We start from the raw sequence: 21,498 nt of genomic DNA, 5'->3' as shown, positions 1-21,498 counted from the left end.
TCAAATATACTATACCATTTTTATCGCCCTTAGGATAAGAAAACCACTTTTTACCTACCTCTATAGTGAATTTCCCTAGTCATTATTTACCAATCCCATTTTTTCTTAAAAAGCGAAACCAAAACTCGCTTTCATCGTATATAAGGGAGAAAGTATAAGAGGAGGTATTACGAAGGGCATTAGATTGAATAATAAGGTATACTATTATAAATAAAACAACTAACTTATGGAGGTATTTCTATCATATGAAAAAAGTATTATCAGCATTAGTAGCACTTACTCTGATTTTTTCTCCGCTTGGGAGCTTTGTTTTCCAAGACCAACCAACATCTGTCGAAGCAAAGGGTTACAAATCAGGTAAAAGAGGATTCAATAATAATATTGGGAACACAAATAAATCAAACTTCCAGCAGCAACAGAAAAAACAAGACAACAATGTTACAAACAAATCTACTAGCCCAACCACTCCTAAAGGTGGATTCATGTCTGGTGGATTAATGAAAGGTCTTATGCTTGGTGGACTTGCTGGATTCCTATTCGGTGGTTTGTTAGGTGGAATGGGTATGCTTGGTTCATTTCTAGGATTAATGATTAACGTTCTTGCAATTTATGTTCTGATCGTAATCATTCGAAAAATCTTCGTCATGATTAAAGATAGAAAGAAAAACGAGACTGATCCATGGCAACGCTAATACTTTCTGAACAAGAAGTTATAAATGCGGTTTGTGTTTATATCGGCTTAAAAAAGCAAGTAAAACCTGAAGAGGTTGAAGTGGAACTGATGTATGATGATGATTACGGATTCTCCGCAGAAGTATATGTAAACGATCGAAAACAGGTTCTCATTATGGCGAACTTAATCGAAGCAATACGTTTATGGCTTGGCGAATTTCTTAACCGTGACCCATATGCCGGAATCAAACTTGTCTTAGACGACGAAGAAGGCATCATTGCCCATATCAACTAAGAAAAGCGCAAGGCGCTCGTCTATCGGCGACAAGCACAAGACGAGCGCTGACAGAAGGTGATTTTTATCTTCTGAAGCGATTGGCTTGTGACCTCGAGCCGATGGCGCCTGGAGCTGGACAACGAGTAAAAAGCCCATCCATTTGGATGAGCTTTTTTATTTCGCAACTACGATGCGTTTTTTTCCACTTTCTTTTGCAGCATATAGCGCTTGGTCTGCTGCTTTTTTCAAAGAATCAACGGTCGTTCCATGGTGTGGATATATCCCGACACCTACACTGATAGAAACAATGATTTCTTCATTCTCGATGATGATTGGGTTTTCATTGTAATACTCATTTAAAGTCGCGTAAATTTCCTTTACACACGTGTCGCTGCTATTTTTAATAAGAATCATGAACTCATCTCCGGCATAACGATAACCCTCAAGCTTATCATTACATACCGTTTTCATTCCGTCTGCTAGTACTTGTAAATATAAATCACCAGCATCATGCCCAAAGCGATCATTGACCTGTTTTAAATCATCAGAATCAATCATCAGAACCGTTATTTCATCGTTCTCATTTTTGATTAATTTAGCCAAATCCTCATGGAAGGCACGGTGGTTTTTTAAACCTGTTAATTCATCCGTACGAGACATCGTGTAAATTTTTTCATATAATCGGGCTGTTTCAATCGAATTAATCACTTGCGCACCGATCATTTGCAAAAGTTCTTCATGCTCTTTCCGGTAAGCAAAGTCTTTAAAGCTCTGAGTTGAGATGACACCTTTGACCTGGTCATCAATGACAACAGGTACGAAAAGACAGGAGCTTGTGTCTGCGTCCCCTTCACCCATTTTCGTATCATATTCTATGTTCTGGTTTTGATGTTTGAGGTGGACGATTTCCCTTGTTTTGATGACCTTTGATGTGTAATTTTCGCCAAAGTCAACGATACTTGGAGGAGCTGGTTCGCCATTATCCATAATAAAGACTAAATGAATATGTTTGTCACCAGGATTATGCAATGCAATGTAAAATGCATCAGTTGGCATAACACGTGATACCATCTCATATGACTTTTGGAGAAGAACGGATTCATTTAATGTTTTACTGCAGACTTGAGCAAAATCATGTAGGATTCGGTAATGCTTATTCATCCAATGCATGTTTTCCATTTGTTCGTTTATTTCTTGGAGCTGTGTTAAAAGCGTACTGGTAATCTCTTGTTCTTCTTTTTCCTGACATGTTAGATTAAACAAAGTACGAACCTCGTCAGAAATCAGAGTCTTCTCGGAACCAATCTTCTCAATTAATTCGCTTAGTTTTTTAAGTATGTTAAGATTCTGGATTGTTTTCTCCATGTAATCACTTCCAAATTTTTTTAGAGGATGTTCCAAAAGTCGTTTGAACAGTTCCAATTCCAAAAATCTAGTAATATAGTAGTAACGTATTGTTGATAAATTTGTATAAAAAAAAGACTAATCATATACCGATTAATCTGCGTTCTTTCGATACGAGCTGTACTCGGTAACTGGCTGGCATGTCCATTTGGACTTTAGCCCCTATAGTTTTGCGTCTTCATCTTTCAATGAATTTGCCCTCACTTTATTCAATTAACTCATTAAAGAAAGAGTATTTTAAATTGTACTATAATTATATTTCTATTTTCCTCTTTGGTCAATGAAATCGATATAACCTTTTACTAAAAATGTGAAATTTTTCCTAATCGGAATGTCCTATACATGTCTTTTATTCCAATAAAAAATAGTTTTCCATACATTTCTGACTTGACAATATAATTATTATTGAATTTTTTGCCGATTCGTGTATAATTATGCCGGATTGCGTTATGAATCTTATCTTCTATTAATAGAAAGAAGGGGGTTGCTATGAACAGTATACCTATTATCCAATTTAAAAATGTCACAAAACAGTATGACAATGATCCAGCTGTTCTCAACAATGTTAGCTTTGAAATAGAAAGAGGAAAGTTTTATACCCTTCTCGGTCCTTCTGGTTGTGGAAAAACTACAATACTACGGTTGATTGCAGGATTTATTGAACCATCAAGTGGCGAGGTTTATTTTAATGGTAAAAAAGTAAATACGACACCTGCCAATAAACGTCAAGTAAATACAGTGTTTCAAGATTACGCCCTATTCCCACATCTTAATGTATTTGAAAATATTGCTTTTGGGTTACGTATAAAGAAATTAAAGCAATCTGAAATAGATAAAAAGGTAAAAGAAGCTTTAAGCTTCGTCAATCTTGCAGGCTATGAAAATCGTGAAATTCAAGAAATGTCTGGTGGTCAGAGACAACGTGTTGCAATTGCACGTGCAATTGTTAATGAACCTGAGATTATATTGTTGGATGAGCCTTTATCCGCTCTTGATTTGAAGCTTCGTACCGAAATGCAATACGAGCTTCGCGACCTTCAGAAGCGTCTTGGTATTACTTTTATCTTCGTTACACACGACCAAGAGGAAGCTCTTGCCATGTCTGATGAGATATTTGTACTTAATGAAGGAAAAATTCAACAAAGTGGCACCCCTATTGATATATATGATGAACCAATCAATCGTTTTGTTGCTGATTTTATCGGTGAATCTAATATCGTAAAAGGAAAAATGCATCGAGACTTTCTCGTTGAATTCGTTGGTAAAACATTTGACTGCGTTGACCAAGGTTTTTCAGACAATGAATTAGTCGAAATTGTCATCCGTCCAGAAGATTTAGAAATTACTTCTGTTGAAAAAGGCAAACTACAAGTTGTAGTGGATTCCCAGTTATTTAGAGGGGTACACTATGAAATTTGTGGTTTGGATAAGGATGGAAACGAGTGGCTTGTGCATTCAACAAAGAAGGCTAAAGTTGGCGAAGAAATTGGACTTTATTTTGACCCAGAGGCAATCCATGTTATGCGTCTTGGTGAAACAGAAGAAGAATATGATCGTCGCTTAGAGGCATATGTGGACGGGGAAAGCCATGGAAAATAAGGTATCCCGTAATCTTGTTTTTATTCCTTATGCTTTATGGATTCTCATATTTGTTATCGCTCCAGTTACACTTGTTCTCTATTATTCTTTTTTTGATATTGAGGGAAATTTATCTTTAGTAAACTATAAAACATTTTTTACACCCGTTTACTTAAAAATGACGCTAAGTTCTTTTTGGTATGCGTTCTTAATTACAGCTGTAACTCTATTGGTTGCATATCCTACAGCATATCTAATTACAAGAACAAAGCATAAACATCTTTGGTTATTATTAATCATTGCTCCATCTTGGATTAATCTACTCTTAAAAGCCTATGCTTTTATCGGGATTTTTGGAACGTATGGAACAGCAAACGCTATTCTTGAAGTGTTTGGTATTGGCTCTAAACAATTATTATTTACAGATTTTAGCTTTGTGTTTGTATCTGTTTATATTTTTATTCCGTTTATGATTTTACCCATCTTCAACTCACTAAATGAATTGAATCCTAGTCTGCTAGATGCTTCTCGCGACCTTGGGGCATCTAAATGGACTACGTTTCGTCGTGTAATTTTTCCACTTACGATTCAAGGGGTAAAATCAGGCTGTCAGGTTGTATTTATTCCTGCTCTATCACTATTCATGCTGACACGACTAATTGCAGGAAACAAAGTGATTACACTTGGTACTGCTATTGAACAGCAGTTTCTAGTCACTCAGGATTGGGGCATGGGTTCTACAATAGCTGTCTTCCTGATTATTTTTATGGTATTAATTATGGTCGCAACAGGAAACCGCAAGAAACGAGGTGCTAAAAATGAGAGATAAACTGGCTATTTCTTCTAAGGCGTATCTATTTATTATTTTCTTCATTTTATATGCACCGATTTTCTATCTCGTGTATTACTCATTCAATAGTGGTGGCACGATGAGCAATTTTGAGGGCTTTACCTTGGATTGGTATAAGGAGCTATTCGGGGATACTAGGCTTCTAATCATCGTGTTAAATACAATTGTGATTGCCTTGCTTTCAGCTCTTGTTTCAACCATTATTGGTGTGCTCGGAGCCATTTGGATTCATTCTATTAAACAAAGACGGACTCAAAATACTTTACTATCTTTAAATAACGTCTTGATTGTAAGTCCTGATGTCATTATCGGTGCTTCCTTTTTGATTTTATTAACAATGGCTGGAATTAAATTAGGTTTTTATTCTGTGCTACTCTCACATATTGCCTTCAGTATTCCAATCGTTGTACTTATGGTACTGCCAAAATTAAAAGAGATGAGTCCTTCTCTAATTGATGCAGCGAAAGATCTTGGAGCAAGCCACTGGCAGGTTCTAACAAAGGTAATTATTCCTTACATCACACCTGGAATCTTTGCTGGATTTTTCATGGCCCTTACGTATTCCTTCGATGATTTCGCTGTTACATTTTTCGTAACAGGAAATGGATTCTCAACCCTATCTGTTGAAATCTACTCCCTTGCACGGCGCGGAATCTCGTTAAATATTAATGCATTGTCAACTCTACTCTTTATCTTTACAATGCTGCTTGTTGTCGGTTATTACTTTATCGCACAACGAGGAAACACACGTGGATTGGGGGTTCGAAAATGACGAAACTCATCCGTGCCTTTATCGCAATTGCACTAGTATCAGGTGGGTTACTCTACCTTATCCACCATTTAAATTCATCTCAGGGTCTCGCTGGTGGGAACACCTTAACGATTTACAACTGGGGCGACTATATTGACGAAGAACTGATCGGTCGTTTTGAAGAAGAAACTGGAATCAAGGTTATTTATGAAACCTTCGACTCGAATGAAGCGATGATGACAAAAATCGAACAAGGTGGAACCACCTACGATATCGCAGTTCCATCTGAATATATGATTGATAAAATGCGCCAAGAGGACCTACTCATCCCTCTTGACCATTCAAAACTATCAAATTTAAAAAACATTGATGAACGATTTATGGATCTTCCTTTTGATCCAGGTAATCAATACTCTGTCCCCTATTTTTGGGGAACAGTTGGCATTGTCTATAATCCAACTATGCTTGATGGAAGAGAATTTACAAGTTGGAACGATCTCTGGGATCCTTCCCTAAAAAATGAAATCATCTTGGTTGATGGCGCTAGAGAAATCATTGGAATGGGGCTTAACTCTCTTGGTTATTCTTTGAATGATACCAATCTTGACCACTTAATCGAAGCAAAGGAAAAACTGATTAAGCTTACACCTAATGTAAAAGCCATAGTTGGCGACGAGGGAAAAGTACTTATTCAAAATCGCGAGGCTGCAATTGGAATTGTTTGGTCTGGTGATGCAGCCGATATCATGTGGGAAAATGAGGATTTAAACTATGTGGTGCCAAGCGAAGGCTCTAACCTCTGGTTTGATAATATGGTCATTCCGAAGACAGCCAAAAATGTTGATGGCGCACATCAGTTTATTAATTTTATGTTGGATGCGGAAGTAGCAGCGCAAAACACAGAATACGTCAGCTACTCCACTCCAAACAAAGAGGCTCTTCAATATATGCCTGAAGATATGGTGTCAGATGAGCGTTTCTATCCATCTCCGGAGCTAACCGAAAAGCTTGAGGTGTATGAAAACCTAGGGAAAAAGAACCTCGCCATTTATAACCAGCTTTTCCTAGAATTTAAGATGGGCCAGAACTAACAGTAAAGCTCAAGGTGCCCTTAATTCAACTGAAGACAGGCGTTATTGTGCCTAACTCCGGCATCCCTAGCCGTCCTGTCGTGGTAAGAACAACACTGAAAGAAGGTGTGTTTTGCCTTCAGGAGCGATTGGCTACAAGGTCCGTATCATAACCGATACGGGCCTTTTTTTACGTTGAGCAGTTTTTTCCTTTTGTTGGATGTTGCGAATGGTTTTGTGTTGCCAATCCTCAAAAAAGCATTCGTATCCCCTTTTTGCGTATGCCTTTTTGTGCTTCTCGCTTAAAAACGATACGGAAGTGGAATTTAATTACAGTTCTAATCGATTCTAAAGTGACTTTTTCCTTTTATTGGATCTTGCGAATGGTTTTCTGTTATCTATCCTCAAAAAGGCATTCGTATTCCTGATTTGCGTATGCTTTTTTATCATTTTCGCTTTAAAACCATACGGAAGTGGAACTTAATTACAATTCCAATCGATTCTAAAGTGACTTATTCCCTTTTATTGGATTTTACGAATGATTTTGTTTCACCCTTCCTCAAAAAAGCATTCGTATTCCTGATTTGCGTATGCTTTTTTATCATTTTCGCTTTAAAAGCATACAGAAGTGGAATTTAATTACAATTAATTCCGATTCTAAAGTTACCTTTTCCTTTTATTGGATTTTGCGAATGGTTTTGTGTTGCCCATCCTCAAAAAAGCATTCGTATTCCTGATTTACGTATGCTTTTTTATCATTTTCGCTTTAAAACCATACGGAAGTGGAACTTAATTACAATACCGATCGATTCTAAAGTGACCTTTTCCTTTTATTGGATCTTGTGAATGGTTTTCTGTTATCTATCCTCAAAAAAGCATTCGTATTCCTGATTTGCGTATGCTTTTTTATCATTTTCGCTTTAAAAGTATACAGAAGTGGAATTTAATTACAATTCCAACCGAATCCAAAGTGACTTTTTCCTTTTATTGGATTTTGCGAATGGCTTTCTGTCATCTATCCGCAAAAAGCATTCGCATCCCATACTTCCGTATGCTTTTTAAGCATTTTCGCTTTAAAACCATTCGGAAGTGGAATTTAATTACAAATAATACCTATTCTAAAGTGACTTTTTCCTTTTCCTGGATCTTGCGAATGCATTTTTCTAGCCTATCCTCAAAAAAGCATTCGTACCCCATATTTACGAATGCTTTTTTTATCCTTCTCGCTTAAAAATAATACGGTAGCGGAATTCCACTACTACTTTACTTAAAACGGTAATACGTTGATTTTCCTCCCTCAACCATTACAAGATGCTCCTTCAATATTTTCTGCATTCTAAGTCTATTTATATCAAGCCCACACCAATCATTGGCCTCAGAAACGGTTAGTAACCTATTTGGAAAGAGCACTCTATATTCTTCAAGTGTTCTTATAATACCTATATGTAAATCTTCCTTTGCCTCGCATCTCTCACACATTAGGCATCTTCCATTCAAACGAACCGATAGTGACCCACAATCAACGCAAGCGATTCCCTTTTTCACAGATTCATAGGTATATTCAGGGATAAGCCTATCATTGAATGGAGAAGTTTCACTGTGAAGTAAGGCTAGTTCTTTTGCCGAACCTATTAAAGATCCACTAGTCTTCATAGAAACCGAACCTAACTTCTTTAACAGAGAATTAATTTGAGTGGGTAGGATGATTGGAAGGTGTCTATCTGCCTGAAATAGAGTAAAGTCGGGATTAACAAAAATGATATTCGCTTCAATGGGAAGATTAATACCTAATGATTGCATGAGTGGTCTTAGAAGAGCTTCAGAGCGCTCAAGTTGAGGAATTGGGTTCTTTATTTCATAACCAGACGAAAAGTACCATCGGTTACCCTCAATATAAAATTCTCCTTCAAAGTTTTTAACTTCGAAAAGATAAATTTTGTATGGACATATTAGGAGTGAGTCAATTTGAAAAGTTGCGTTTCGCCATTCAAGGAGGAGGTCATTGAGTTGAAGATAGGTGGATGCAGGGGATTTAGCTATTAGTTCATCGAAATTGCATTCGCCTTCGAAACCTTTTTCGTCAGTTAGTAACTTTTTTAATTGCCCATCAGTAAACACGATTCGGGGCTTTAAGAATCGCCGTATTTGAAGGTGAAGAGGAATCTTTCTTGCTTTAAGTATCATCTTTTAGCCTTCCTTTTCTAAATTTTTTCAATTTAATAGTTTCATAATTCAAAAATCTTGTCAACCACCTTTTCGAGTGTGCGATACCATATACTATTTACAAAGGCCTGTATCAAAAACGATACAGGCCCTTTTCTATCACTAATTTTCTTTACTTACCGCCTTATCCTTCTCTAAAAGTACAATTAACCCAGGTAACAATACTCCGCGGATTAAGAATGTGTCTAACAAAATTCCTACTGCTACAATAAAGCCGAAGACAAATAATAATTGAACCGGCTGTGTCATGAGAACCGCAAATGTGGCAGCTAAAATGACACCAGCAGATGAGATGACTCCGCCTGTTTTTGCGACAGCAATTTGTACCGCTTCTTTTACTGAATGGTTTCTTCTTTCTTCCTGGAATCTTGAGATAAGCATAATATTATAATCAATTCCAAGTGCAACTAGGAACACAAATGCGTACAATGGAACACGATTCGCGATCGTGTCGATATCAAAGAATAAGTTTGTTAAAAACATACCTAATCCTAATGCTGCTAAAAATGAAACTAAGATTGTACCCATCATATAAATTGGCATTTTAAATGATTTTGTAAGGACAATTAGCATAGCAAAAATTAAAATCGTTTCAAGTATGACGATCAAAATAACATCTCGATTATTTGTTGATCGATCATCCACTTTAGTTGCCGTTTCACCTGCAAAGTAGAGTTCCCCATCTATATTTGCATCTGTCAAAATTGTTTCAGAGTTCGAAATCATCTTCTCCATTGCGTCAATTGTTTTAATATCATATGGTCCTTCCTCAAACGTTAAAGAGAAGTTTAGAACCCGATTTTCTTCAGCAGTTCCGTTGATTCTAACTTCACTTACAAGATTTTGAGCTAGTAATTCATCGCGTAGTGCATCCTGCTCTTCCTTTGTAACAGCCTCTTTCCCTTCAAACAAGACTGTTGAAGGTGCAAGCTCACCTTTTGCAAATTTCTCCTCGATGAGTTCATATCCTTGTCGTGATGGCATATCCTCTGGAAATGACTTCATCGTATCGAATTCGTAATTTAAGTTAAACATATTGGCTGCAGAAATAAGAAGAAAAATCCCTACAATTGCGACATACAAACCTGGTTTTTTAACAACCATTCTTCCGATTTTGCTCCAGATGGAGTTATCTTTTACTTTCGCTTCACCTACTTTTGGTACTTTTGGCCAGAATGACTTTCTACCGAAAAGTGTAAATAGTGCTGGCACGAGTGTAACAGATGCAATCATGATGATCACCATTGTTGTGCCGAAGGTTGGTGCAAAGTTACGATAATCCCCAAGGTCTGCGAAGAATAAGACTAGCATCGCTGCTAATACAGTCCCACCTGAGAAAAAGACAGGCATGCCTACCTCTTTCATGGCAGCTCTCATCGCATCATATTTATTTTCATAATTCTTAAGCTCCTCACGAAATCGAGAGAATACAAATAACGAATAATCAATAACAGCCGCAAATAAAAGAATCGACATAATCGAGATTGTCTGATTGCTTAATTGTAAACCAGCTTTTCCTAGTATACCTAATGATTGCATAGTTACTTCATAGACAAAAACTGCTGCTAATAACGGTATTAATGCTAACAATGGTGAACGATAAATCACAATTAATAAGATAAGGATTAACCCTACCGTAGAGAGTATTAACACTAGATCTGCCCTTGAAAATAAATCCAGTGAATCTGTTGCAATTCCCGCTGGACCCGTTACATACAAAGTTAAATCTGAGTTATCTTCAACAACCTTTAAAATCTCATCCTTGGAATCGCGGATTTCTGTTGTTTCTAACGATGAATCAAACATGATTGGGAGGATAGCAGTTGATTGATCTTCTGAAAAGAATCCTGCAGCAGCCTGCGGTGGTAAGGTTGATAAAGGAACTACCTGCTCTACCCCAGGAATTTCCGCATTCTGAATTTGGCTAGATACATCTACAAGATCTTGAAATGAGAATTGTTCTTCATTTGATTGAAAGACCAAGATTGCTGGAGTCCCATTACTATCCTTGAAATACTCATCCACCTTACTTTGGGCAATTACCGACTGTGCATCATCAGGAAGTGAGTCAATCCTCGAGACCTCATAATCCTTTGCGTTTGGCGCAAAAACTGCTAATAATATCGTGATAATAAGCCAAGTTACTAATGTAATCCACATTCCTTTTTTTGTGGTGACTCTATCTGTAATGGCTTGTAACATGTTTTTCAAATTTTATCCCACCTCTTCTTTCAAAAGTAACACTCGTGTCACTTTCCTCAAAAAAAATTGACACTGTTGTCACGATAATTATCTTTTAAAGTGACACCCGTGTCAATTATAAGTCTTTGACGATTCCGTGACAAATCATTTCTTTAATCGACTGAACCCACTTATCATGAGGAATGCCAAAATGATTTGGAATCGCGACTGATTGAAAAATATAACCTAAAACGACAGGGTCAGGGATATTCGGATTCAATTGTTGTTCCCTTTTACCCGATTCAATTAAGCCCTGCACACAACGGTACATCTCAATGTGGTAGTTTCCAAGTTTTTCCTTGTTTTCTTTTACCTTTTCATTTATATGGACCGGAACACGCTTCCCAATTTCTATAAGTTGATAAAGTTCCGGATTCTTAAACATGAGGTTTAGAAGAAAATCAAATTGAGCATGAAAGCCTTCAATTGAATTAATTTCCTTTAGCTCATGGAGAAATTGCTCCATTTTAAAAAGCATATATTCCGTAATCAATTCTTCCTTGTTTTCAAAGTACTTATAGATTGCTCCTCGAGAAACATGCAAATGATCCGCAACCAAACTAAACTGGAACCCTTCATAATGATGTGTTAGAAGTAGTTCCTCAGTTGTCCTATATAATTCCTCAGTTGTAAATTTACGTTCACGCGCCATGTCTTTCACCCCACCACCATTATAGAACAAGATATTAGGAAAGAGAAAGAGTTGACTTCGAATTGACACATTACTATTAATAATGGACTAGTACAGCCCACCTTTTAACCTGCTCAACAATACGAAATACATTCAAACAAACGTTTAATTGAATTCGCAAGTTATTGATACAAAAGGAAAAACCCATTAAACAAACGATTGTTTGAAAATGGGTTTTCTCGAAAATAGCCGATTAGTACAGATTGTTTCGTATCCATTACTTACTTGTTTCTCTTACAACGATTGGAGCAACCTCCGTTGCTAACAATTCAATCCCTTTTGCTACATTTTTAAAAGGTTGTCCACCTATATCTAACTGGGCAAGAAATCGTTTGTGCCCAAAGAGCTCGTATTGTGTGAGGATTTTTTCAGCGACTTGCTGTGGACTTCCTACGAACAAAGCTGTGTCTGGACTAGCCATATGTTCAAAGTCATTCCTTGACATCCTTGTTCCCATTCCACGCTGACGGTTTACATATTCCCAGTAATTGGAGTAATAAGGGTAAAACTCATCCTTTGCTTGCTGAGTTGTTTCAGCTAGATACGCATGGCCTGTTACACCAACCTTCAAGTCATGAGGGTTATGTCCAGCCTCTACTCCTGCTTGACGATAAAGATCGACAAGTGGCTTAAATCGTTTTGGATGACCTCCTAAAATTGCTAAAGCCATCCCCACCCCAAATCTTCCAGCACGAACAGCACTTTCAGGTGTACCACCCACTCCAATCCAAACCGGTAGATTTTCCTGCACTGGTCTTGGGGAAATTTCAGCATTCCTTAAAGAAGAACGAAACTTTCCCGACCAAGTGACAGTCTCACTTTGAGTTAGTTGTAATAATAAGTCCATATGTTCTTCAAACAACTCATCATAATCATTTGTGCTATAACCGAAAAGAGGAAATGATTCGATAAAGGCTCCTCTACCGGCCAGTATTTCTGCACGACCATCCGAAAGTAAGTCCAATGTGGCAAAATCCTCAAATAGTCGAACAGGATCAAGCGTACTTAATACACTCGTTGTACTCGTTAATCTAATTTGTTTAGTGCCTTGTGCAATAGCAGCCAATATAACCGCAGGAGATGAAGAAGCATAGTCTAGACGATGATGTTCTCCTATTCCAAAAACATCAAGTCCTGCCTCATCCGCAAGTTTTGCAGCTTGTATAATTTCTTTCACTCTTTCTTTAGCGGTAATGGTCTTACCGGTAAGGGGATCTGGCCCAATATCAGCAAGAGTATAAATCCCAATTTCAAAATCACTTTTCTTGTCTTGAGTCATTAAGATATCCTCCCTTCACTAGATAGCTAGCTCAATTTGATTTCCAGAAGGATCAAACGTGATAACCGTATTGTTCTCTTCGACCACATCTGCACCAATCTTTTTCAAATTATCAACGATTCCATCACGGGCTTCTTCAGTTGGCAAAATGAGTGTATATGATTCAAGCCCAACACCATTTTTAGGTGGCTTGGGTGCCCCTACTCCATTCCATGTATTAACCCCAATATGGTGGTGGTACTTTCCGGACGAAAGGAATAAAGCCTGTGTACCGTAACGATTTACAACATCCAATCCAAGTCCTTTCACATAAAACTCTTCGGTCCTTTGTAACTCAGCTACATGTAAGTGAATATGCCCCATTAGCGTTTCCTCTGGCATCTCTTTCCATGTCTTACCTGGTACAATGTTTTTTAATAATCTTTCAAAATCTAGCGGATCAACAGCCATATCCACTTCTTCACCCTTCCAATCCCATTCAGAAGGATCACGGTCAATATAAATTTCAATTTGGTTGCCATCAGGATCATTAAGATATAAAGCTTCACTAACTAGATGGTCAGAAGAGCCAAAGCGAATTCCTTTTTCACTTAGATGAACAACGATATTAGCCAAATCTTTTTTTGTGGGTAAAAGAAGAGCAAAATGATAGAGTCCAGTTGTTCTTCCTTGCTTTGGTACAACATTTTCAGGTTGTTCAAGTGATAGAATACTTGTTTTTCCATTAGTCGTTAATTTTGCTGATGAGTCTGATCGTTCCAAAATATCAAATCCAAGTATATCCTTATAAAACTGTAATGAACGTTCTAGCTTTTCAACCTTTATTTTGACATGTCCCACAAATGTGGTTGGTTTTGTGTGATATCCCATCATTATCCTCCTTGATAATCCATACTCTTTTTTATAACTTTCCCTTTTACATATCATTTCATATTTAAAATTAAGTTACTTTATGTAAGTAAGTTTATTTAGATAATTAGTTATTGTCAAGTAATTAAATTTCCAATTGTAATTAATTTTTCATTTTAGTACAATGATGATTAAGAGAGGTGCATTTAAAAAAATGAAACAACCTACAATCTGCCCGAAATTTGAAAAAGCGATGTCTCTATTAAGTCAAAGATGGACAGCTTTGGTTATCTATCAATTATTAGTAGGGCCACAAAGGTTTAATGAGATACAATCTTCAATTGGTATAAGTGGAAAGGTATTATCAGATCGTTTAAAAGACCTGGAGCACCAAGGATTGGTTAAACGTGAGGTTATACCGGAAACGCCTGTTATTATTGAGTATTCACTAACAGAAAGAGGGCAAAGTATCGAACCCATTTTAAGGGAAATTGAAAAATGGTCGCAAGAATGGGTAAAAATTGAATAAGGCAAAGAAGATAATAAAGGGTTGCCCCACAAGTCATTTCTTGACTAGTGAGAACAACCCTGTTTTTTTATATTATTATTTGATTATTCGTTTCGATGGTTTCTATAAACTTTTCCATCGTTGAGGTTAAGTACGTATCGGCTCTTCTTATAAAAACGGTTTTGATTTTGCTGTATTGATCTGGAAGGGTATAACATCTGATCAGTCCACTTTGCTCCAAATGGGTAACTGCTGACTTCGGGACGAATGCCACACCAAGTCCAACGACTACGCTACGCAAAATCGTTTCTAATGTACCAAATTCCATCACTTTTCGTGGTGTGAGATTTTGGTCTTTATACCATGCTTTAAATCTCGCTCGGTATCCGCAGCCTTCACTAAAGCAAAGAATGGTCTCTTCTTTCGACTCTTCTAATGAGGTTGTACGAATATCCGATATTAACACAAGCTCCTCTTGCAATACGTCATGCGACACAAGGTCAGGATGAAAGTCTAATTCTGAAACGAATGCTCCATCCAACTTATGATTTAACACACGTTCCTCTAAATCTTCGGTGACACCCGTAAATAATGACAGATCCACATTTTTATATTTTTTAGTATAGGTAGATAATATTTTTGGTAAATGAATGACCGTCTCAACTGTTCCAATTTCTAACTTACCAGACGGCTCATTTTTATTTTGAACAGCTTTTTTCATTTCGTCTGTTAACAATAATATTTTTTTACTATAAGTTAATAGTTTCTTCCCCTCAGGTGTCAATGTCATCCCCCGACGATGTCGGTTAAACAAAGGTGTATTCAGCTCAGCCTCGAGCTTCTGGATACGAGAGGTAATATTGGATTGAACGTAGCTCAACTCTTTTGCCACTTCTGTAATCGTTCCTTTTTCTGCTACCATCTGAAAAATCTCTAAGTCTTTGAATTCCACGGTTTTCCCCTCCTGTACGTACATTTATCTCTATATCTATGATATCAATAAAAATGATATTAATCATTGTTTTTATTCATTTTACAGGATACCCGAACAGTTTTATTATAATGATTATCGTAACTTTTTGAAAGAGGTAGAGGAAAGTGAAAAATAGTGTACTACTCGGAGCGATTTTATGTTTTATTGCTGCAGTATCATGGGGAGCAATGTTTCCTGTAGCTCATGCAGCATTTAAACATCTTGATCCTTTTTATTTTACAATCATTCGTTATGGCGCTGTAACGATTATCTTGGTGGCCATCTTATTATGGAAAGAAGGAAAACAAGCTTTCCGCTTTGAGGGAAAAGGACTTCAATTATGGTTTTTCGGCACGATGGCTTTCACCGTCTATAACCTTTTTATCTTCTGGGGCGAAGATCTATTAGGAGCTTCCGGAGTAATGGTCGCATCCATTATGGAATCCCTAATGCCGATGATTTCCGTTGTAATTGTATGGATGATTTTTAGGAAACGCCCGCATCTATTCACATTAGGATGTGTAATCGTGTCATTCATTGGCGCAATGCTGGTAATTACAAAAGGTGATGTTAAAGCTTTTCTTGGGGCAACTGATGACTTTATACCTTCAATACTAATCTTTATCGCCGTGATTGGATGGGTCATTTACACGATGGGCGGTAGTGAATTCAGCGGTTGGTCTGCTTTGCGTTATTCAACTTTAAGTTGTTTGCTTGGAACAATTACTGCTATTGTAATTACATTTGGTGCAACTTTGTTCGGATATTTATCCGTCCCAACAGTAGAAAATATGATGGCTGTAAGCCCTCATTTATTATTTATGATCATTTTCCCTGGAGTGATTGCATTACTCGGTTGGAATATTGGTGTGAGCATATTATCACCGCTAAACGGGTTACTGTTCATTAACTTTGTTCCCGTTACAACGCTCTTAATTTCGATTTTTCAAGGTAATCAAGTAACGATGTTCGATCTTCTTGGTACGATTTTAATCATCGTTTCACTTTTATCTAACAATATCTATTTAAGAATGTCACAAAAGAAAAAATCAGTTCAACAGGTTCGTACAAAACTAAGAGAAATGCCTTTATCGTAAATAGGTTAAAGCCCATCCAACATACCACTTGTTGAATGGGCTTTGTTTTGAATAAGTACCTTAATCTAACTCATAAAATCCACAAACGACAGTTCCCACTGCTTTTGCAGCGACAAGGAGGGCATCTTCATCAATATCAAATTTAGGATGATGATTGAAATAAGGATCCTTTTCCCCCTTTGGCGTACATGCAATATAGAAGAAACAAGAAGGAAATTTTTCCGCATAATAAGCAAAATCTTCAGATGGTGCCATTGCCGGGAACTCCTTCACTTCTTTAATGTCTTTGTCATTTGCATTGTTTAGATACTCCGCAACTTTTGCTGTTAATTCAGGATCATTGTATAGAGGCGGATAATCCGTTTCGTATGTTAGCTCACATGTTACTCCGAATTCTTCTTCAAGTCCACCAGCAAGTCGTTTCACTTCTTTTTCTATTTTTTCCTTTGTTTCATCCGTCATATAACGAATGTCACCTTCAAGCTCAACGCTATCTTTGATAACATTAAATGTGCCTTTTCCATCAAATGAACCTATCGTAATAACACCATTTTCAAACGGGCTTAATCGACGGCTAATGATTGTTTGAACGGCTGTTACAAAATGTGCCCCTGCCACAATCGCATCATTTGCCAAATGTGGTGATGAGCCATGTCCACCCCTACCTTGAACTTTTAATTTCATATACGCTCTTCCGTTGAATGAATATCCTGCATGATACCCTACTGTCCCTGTCGGACCTAATGGAAGTAGATGGATGCCGAATACATGATCTAAATCATCAAGAATACCAGATTCTACAATGCTTTTTGCCCCACCCGGTGGAACCTCTTCGGCATGCTGGTGGATAATCTTGATTGTACCCGGTATTTCATTTTTTAATTGAATTAAACAATCCGCTAATACTAACAAATATGCAGTATGACCATCATGACCACATGCATGCATCACACCTTCAGTCTTTGATTTAAACGGTACATCTGTTTCTTCGACAATAGGAAGCGCATCAAAGTCTGCACGCAGGCCAATGTTTTTTCCTGATTTACCGCCCTTTATTGTCACGACAATTCCATAACCATTCCCAACATTGGATTGAACCTCTACATCTTTTCCTTTATAAAACTCTAGAATATACTGAGCGGTTTTTTCTTCCTTAAAGGATAGTTCAGGATTTTCATGTAAATGTCTGCGAATCTCAATGATTTCATCCTTTCGCGATTCTAACATATCCATTAATTGATCTTTCATAATTTTGCACTCCATTTCGTATGTATGAAAACACTACGTTTTAGTGCTTTTCAAAACATATTTATTCGGTAACAGGGTCATTCGCTGTTCTTTTTTTAGACGCATTCTTTGGTTTAACTGCTTGAGTAGTTTTTCCTGCATCTTTTGGTACTAGAATAATGATCGATAGGATCGATAAAACACCGAAAATGACGTTAACAATGATTCCCACTGTAGCTGCAAATTCAAGATTTCCATTTGCTGCTATTGCCGCGTAAGCTGATGCTGAGATCGCAACACCAAATGCACTGCCAAGTGAACTTGCCATTTTATAAACACCAGCTGCTTCGCCCACTTTTTCCGCTGGTGCATTCGATACAGAAGTATCTGTTGAAGGCGTGGCGTAAATTCCCAGCCCTAGTCCAAATAATGCAAATCCAATAAACACAACAGTCGTATAAGCAAGGTCTGGTAAGAATGTTAAACCCATAATTCCTACACCAACTGTTGTAATTGCGGCACCCCACATCATCGGTGATTTTGCACCTACTCTTTGTAGGATTTTTTCACCAACGCGAATCATTGCCAGTACTGCTACTAAATAACCGAGGGACAACATTCCTGATTGAAATGAGTTAAAGCCTCTACCTACTTGCACATACGTATTTGCAACAACTAAAGTACCAGCAATCGCATTGAGTAAAAAGTTCGAAACAGTAGCACCTGTATATGGTGCATTTTTAAATACGTCAAAATCAATAAGAACGATTTTCTTACTCTTCTCTACTTTAATAAAAACCAGTATACCTATAATCGTTACAGCAATAAGACCAAGTGAAATCGGGCTTGTCCATCCAATATCTGCTCCATATGTAATAAACACATTCAGGGCAATCATCGTTACAATAAAGATCGCTAATCCAGCGTAATCGAATTTAAAAGCACCAGAAGAGGGTTGTTTGCTTTCTGGTGTATCCTTTAGTAAAAACATACCGACAATTGCAAAGACAATCGAAAATACGAAAATCCATCGCCACCCTAATGAAGTCGCGATTGTTCCACCTGCAAAAGAAGCAACCCCTGATCCTCCCCAAGAGCCAATCGACCAAAAACTGAGTGCACGTTGACGTTCTGCCCCTTCAAAATAAGCTTTCATTAACGCAATTGTTGAAGGCATAATACATGCTGCCGATATACCTTGAATAATACGTCCAATAATTAGCAATACAGAGCCTTGAGCTAGTACCAGACAAAGCGAGCCGGCAATACTTAAAATAAATCCAAAATAGGCAATCTTTTTACGTCCTATTTTATCGGCTAGACCACCCGCAGCCACGATAAACAATCCTGAAAATAAAGCTGTTAAACTTATAGCGATGTTCAGCGTCCCAAGTGAAATCCCTAAATCTTCTTGTACAGCAGGGACTATATTGACCATTGCTTGCGCAAATAACCAAAATGTAATTACACCAAAAACAATTCCAATTATCATTTTGTTTGTACCTTTATACGCTGATTCCATTGATTGACCCCCTTTTAATACTATAGTTCCCTTACGTAGTGACATCATGCTGTAATTGAGCCATACTTTATTCCAAAAATTTTCGACTAGTACAGTTCGTATTTCTACTTGCTCAACGCGATCAACTCCGTTCAAACAAACGTTTATTTGAAATGGTAAGTCGTTGATATAACTGAGGTAATCCGTTAAACAAACGATTGATTGAAAATGGGTTTTTACGAAAATGGTCGATTAGTACAGATTGTTTATGACGGGTAAGAAGCTTGGCATCAAAAAAAACCCGCAATAAACAAGATAGTTTAATGGGGGCTTTCGGAAAAATTTCTTTCATTTTATCAGGGACAGAACCCTACTGAAGCATACTTAATTTTTCTGCATAACGCTTTTCATTAAAAGGAACTTGGTTTTTCAAAAGTTCGTACATTTCTTCAATAAGCACTCTGCCGATCATTTCTTTAGACTCTATTTCTGAGAAACCTGAGTTGACCAATCGCTCCAAAGTTTCTTTCGTACACTTCGGGTCATTGATGTTAATCTGATTATCCACAATTTCGAGAATTTTAGCTTTTAATTTTTCTTTTACCATCAGCCTTGTCCTCCCACTTCCATGTTTATTTACTAAGCATTTATTTTAAAATTAGCTTTGCGACTGCTTCACAGTGAACAGTGTGCGGAAACATATCTACAGGTTGTACCTCCGCTGTTTCATACCCACCATCTTCTAAAATCCGAAGGTCTCTTGCAAGAGTTGCTGGATTACAAGAAACATAGACAACTTTCTTCGGCTTCATTTTTAAAATCGTTTGTAATAACGCCTCATCACAACCCTTACGAGGAGGGTCAACGACAATGACATCCGCTCTAACTCCGTCTTTATACCAATTTGGGATGACCACCTCTGCCTCTCCAACTGCAAATTCTGCATTATCGATCTGATTTAGGGCTGCGTTTCGCTTCGCATCCTCAATCGCTTCAGGAACAATTTCAACTCCATACACTCTCTTTGCTTTCTGGGCTAAAAACAACGAAATGGTTCCAATTCCACAATAGGCATCAATAACCGTCTCTTCCCCTGTTAACCCTGTATACTCCAACGCTTTATCATACAGTACCTTTGTTTGTTCAGGGTTAACTTGATAAAACGACCTTGCTGAAATCGCAAACCTGATATCACCAATATTATCGTAAATATATTCTTCACCCCAAAGGACATTTGTTTCATTTCCAAAAATCACATTCGTCTGTTTGGAGTTAATGTTTTGTACAATCGATTTAACACCTGGTAGGTTATCAGTAATCTCTAAGATGATTTTATTCTTATGTGGAAGCTCCCTCGTTCTAGTGACAAGTACGACCATAATTTCTCCAGAAACCAAGCCATAACGTGCCATAATGTGACGAAGCGTACCTTTATTATTTTTCTCATCATAGGCTTGAATTCCATATTTCTCACAGATTGTCTTCACTGTTTGTACAACCAGATCATTCTTCTCTTGCTGGATGAGACAAGCTTCCATATCAATGATTTCATGACTTCGCTGTTGATAAAACCCTGCAACTAGTCCGCCTTCTCGGTCCGCTACTGGAACCTGTGCCTTATTCCGATATCTCCATGGGTTTTCCATTCCAAGTACAGGATGAACCTTGATATTTTGTAGCTTACCGATGCGTGTTAACACTTCCTGAACCTGTTTTTGTTTCGCAACTAACTGACCTTCGTAACTGAGATGTTGAAGCTGACAGCCTCCGCATTCTTTATATATCGGACACGGGGCATCGACGCGGTATTGGCTTTTTTCGTAAAGCTCTATTAGACGGCCAAAGCCGTAGCCTTTATTGACCTTGGTAACTTTGATTTTTGCTTTCTCATCTGGTAGACCGTTTGGAACAAAGATTGGAAAGCCTTCAATTTTAGCCACACCCGCTCCATCATGGGTAAGATCTTCAAATGTGACATCATAGTATGTATTTTTTTCAACTGGCGGTTTCAATTTTGTCATTGTGTCTTCTTCCTTTGCGTTCAAAATGCTGAACTGATTGTAACATATCGGGGGGAGGTTATGCCAATGTCGGTGGAGGATAGGTTCGGGTTATTAGTAATGGGTGGTAGTTAGCAAAACGTATTCAAGCTGAGCATCGTCCATGCCCAATTCGATTAGGCAGGCTTCTTCTGCTTGCGTTCCCTTTTTCCTTCCTCAACCGCGGGATCGGGCCTGATTCACTAGCTTTCGTTCCCCTTTTATCTTCCTCTACCGCGAATCGGGCACGATTTACTCGCTTGCGTAT

The 21,498-nt window shown here is 37.7% G+C and carries 19 protein-coding genes and 1 riboswitch; of the genes, 8 read left to right on the top strand and 11 right to left on the bottom strand.

The window, feature by feature from the left end:
* Positions 1 to 245 precede the first annotated feature (245 nt).
* A complete protein-coding gene (locus CKJ95_RS18875; protein WP_099354999.1) occupies positions 246 to 692 on the top strand; it encodes a hypothetical protein in 447 nt (148 codons plus the stop codon).
* Entirely contained in the window at positions 680 to 967 is a 288-nt protein-coding gene (locus CKJ95_RS18870) for a YxcD family protein (protein ID WP_099354998.1), read from the top strand. Before CKJ95_RS18875 ends, CKJ95_RS18870 begins: the two co-directional genes overlap by 13 nt.
* A 156-nt stretch (positions 968 to 1,123) precedes the next feature.
* On the opposite strand, the gene CKJ95_RS18865 is transcribed toward CKJ95_RS18870, so the two are convergent.
* Complete coding sequence (locus CKJ95_RS18865; RefSeq protein ID WP_099354997.1) at positions 1,124 to 2,314, bottom strand: sensor domain-containing diguanylate cyclase; 1,191 nt, start codon at positions 2,312 to 2,314, stop codon at positions 1,124 to 1,126.
* A gap of 162 nt (positions 2,315 to 2,476) precedes the next feature.
* Positions 2,477 to 2,562: riboswitch (cyclic di-GMP riboswitch) on the bottom strand.
* A 280-nt stretch (positions 2,563 to 2,842) separates the two neighbouring features.
* On the opposite strand from CKJ95_RS18865, the gene CKJ95_RS18860 reads away from it, so the two are divergent.
* The 4 genes from CKJ95_RS18860 to CKJ95_RS18845 are packed head-to-tail and all read left to right on the top strand — an operon-like array spanning position 2,843 to position 6,623.
* Entirely contained in the window at positions 2,843 to 3,952 is a 1,110-nt protein-coding gene (locus CKJ95_RS18860; RefSeq protein ID WP_099354996.1) for an ABC transporter ATP-binding protein, read from the top strand.
* Complete coding sequence (locus tag CKJ95_RS18855) at positions 3,942 to 4,760, top strand: ABC transporter permease (protein ID WP_099354995.1); 819 nt, start codon at positions 3,942 to 3,944, stop codon at positions 4,758 to 4,760. The genes CKJ95_RS18860 and CKJ95_RS18855 overlap by 11 nt, the downstream gene beginning before the upstream one ends.
* On the top strand, positions 4,750 to 5,553 hold the full coding sequence (locus CKJ95_RS18850) for an ABC transporter permease (RefSeq protein ID WP_099354994.1): 804 nt from the start codon (positions 4,750 to 4,752) through the stop codon (positions 5,551 to 5,553). Before CKJ95_RS18855 ends, CKJ95_RS18850 begins: the two co-directional genes overlap by 11 nt.
* Positions 5,550 to 6,623: an ABC transporter substrate-binding protein gene (locus CKJ95_RS18845; RefSeq protein ID WP_099354993.1), complete on the top strand. Its 1,074-nt coding sequence runs from the start codon at positions 5,550 to 5,552 to the stop codon at positions 6,621 to 6,623. The genes CKJ95_RS18850 and CKJ95_RS18845 overlap by 4 nt, the downstream gene beginning before the upstream one ends.
* A gap of 1,242 nt (positions 6,624 to 7,865) precedes the next feature.
* On the opposite strand, the gene CKJ95_RS18840 is transcribed toward CKJ95_RS18845, so the two are convergent.
* The 5 genes from CKJ95_RS18840 to CKJ95_RS18820 form a co-directional block, all read right to left on the bottom strand.
* Complete coding sequence (locus tag CKJ95_RS18840) at positions 7,866 to 8,786, bottom strand: nuclease-related domain-containing protein (RefSeq protein ID WP_099354992.1); 921 nt, start codon at positions 8,784 to 8,786, stop codon at positions 7,866 to 7,868.
* A 141-nt stretch (positions 8,787 to 8,927) separates the two neighbouring features.
* On the bottom strand, positions 8,928 to 11,036 hold the full coding sequence (locus CKJ95_RS18835) for an MMPL family transporter (RefSeq protein WP_099354991.1): 2,109 nt from the start codon (positions 11,034 to 11,036) through the stop codon (positions 8,928 to 8,930).
* A 106-nt stretch (positions 11,037 to 11,142) separates the two neighbouring features.
* Positions 11,143 to 11,718 (bottom strand): TetR/AcrR family transcriptional regulator, encoded by a 576-nt coding sequence (locus tag CKJ95_RS18830; protein WP_099355017.1) that lies wholly within the window; start codon positions 11,716 to 11,718, stop codon positions 11,143 to 11,145.
* 256 nt (positions 11,719 to 11,974) lie between these two features.
* Positions 11,975 to 13,036, bottom strand: coding sequence for an LLM class flavin-dependent oxidoreductase (locus CKJ95_RS18825; protein ID WP_099354990.1), 1,062 nt, complete (start codon positions 13,034 to 13,036; stop codon positions 11,975 to 11,977).
* An 18-nt stretch (positions 13,037 to 13,054) separates the two neighbouring features.
* Complete coding sequence (locus tag CKJ95_RS18820) at positions 13,055 to 13,906, bottom strand: VOC family protein (RefSeq protein WP_099354989.1); 852 nt, start codon at positions 13,904 to 13,906, stop codon at positions 13,055 to 13,057.
* 193 nt (positions 13,907 to 14,099) lie between these two features.
* Between CKJ95_RS18820 and CKJ95_RS18815 the strand changes: the two genes are divergently transcribed.
* Positions 14,100 to 14,414 carry a winged helix-turn-helix transcriptional regulator gene (locus CKJ95_RS18815; RefSeq protein ID WP_099354988.1) on the top strand — a complete coding sequence of 105 codons (315 nt, stop codon included), beginning with the start codon at positions 14,100 to 14,102 and terminating at the stop codon, positions 14,412 to 14,414.
* Between the two features lie 67 nt (positions 14,415 to 14,481).
* Here CKJ95_RS18815 and CKJ95_RS18810 read toward each other — a convergent pair whose 3' ends face one another.
* On the bottom strand, positions 14,482 to 15,345 hold the full coding sequence (locus tag CKJ95_RS18810) for a LysR family transcriptional regulator (protein WP_099354987.1): 864 nt from the start codon (positions 15,343 to 15,345) through the stop codon (positions 14,482 to 14,484).
* 146 nt (positions 15,346 to 15,491) lie between these two features.
* Here CKJ95_RS18810 and CKJ95_RS18805 point away from each other — a divergent pair, with 146 nt between their 5' ends.
* A complete protein-coding gene (locus tag CKJ95_RS18805) occupies positions 15,492 to 16,463 on the top strand; it encodes a DMT family transporter (protein WP_099354986.1) in 972 nt (323 codons plus the stop codon).
* 60 nt (positions 16,464 to 16,523) lie between these two features.
* On the opposite strand, the gene CKJ95_RS18800 is transcribed toward CKJ95_RS18805, so the two are convergent.
* From CKJ95_RS18800 to rlmD, 4 genes are all read right to left on the bottom strand, one after another.
* Positions 16,524 to 17,711: an amidohydrolase gene (locus tag CKJ95_RS18800; protein WP_099354985.1), complete on the bottom strand. Its 1,188-nt coding sequence runs from the start codon at positions 17,709 to 17,711 to the stop codon at positions 16,524 to 16,526.
* Between the two features lie 61 nt (positions 17,712 to 17,772).
* Positions 17,773 to 19,212 (bottom strand): MFS transporter, encoded by a 1,440-nt coding sequence (locus tag CKJ95_RS18795; protein ID WP_099354984.1) that lies wholly within the window; start codon positions 19,210 to 19,212, stop codon positions 17,773 to 17,775.
* Positions 19,213 to 19,561: 349 nt separating this feature from the next.
* Positions 19,562 to 19,798 (bottom strand): hypothetical protein, encoded by a 237-nt coding sequence (locus tag CKJ95_RS18790; protein WP_099354983.1) that lies wholly within the window; start codon positions 19,796 to 19,798, stop codon positions 19,562 to 19,564.
* A gap of 40 nt (positions 19,799 to 19,838) precedes the next feature.
* Positions 19,839 to 21,212: a 23S rRNA (uracil(1939)-C(5))-methyltransferase RlmD gene (rlmD, locus tag CKJ95_RS18785; protein WP_099354982.1), complete on the bottom strand. Its 1,374-nt coding sequence runs from the start codon at positions 21,210 to 21,212 to the stop codon at positions 19,839 to 19,841.
* Positions 21,213 to 21,498: the final 286 nt, after the last annotated feature.

It is taken from the genome of Fredinandcohnia onubensis, assembly GCF_002734285.1.
Taxonomy (GTDB): Bacteria; Bacillota; Bacilli; order Bacillales; family Bacillaceae_L; genus Ferdinandcohnia; species Ferdinandcohnia onubensis_A.
Note: the sequence above shows the minus strand (reverse complement) of the source record. Positions and strands in the feature narration are given on the sequence as shown.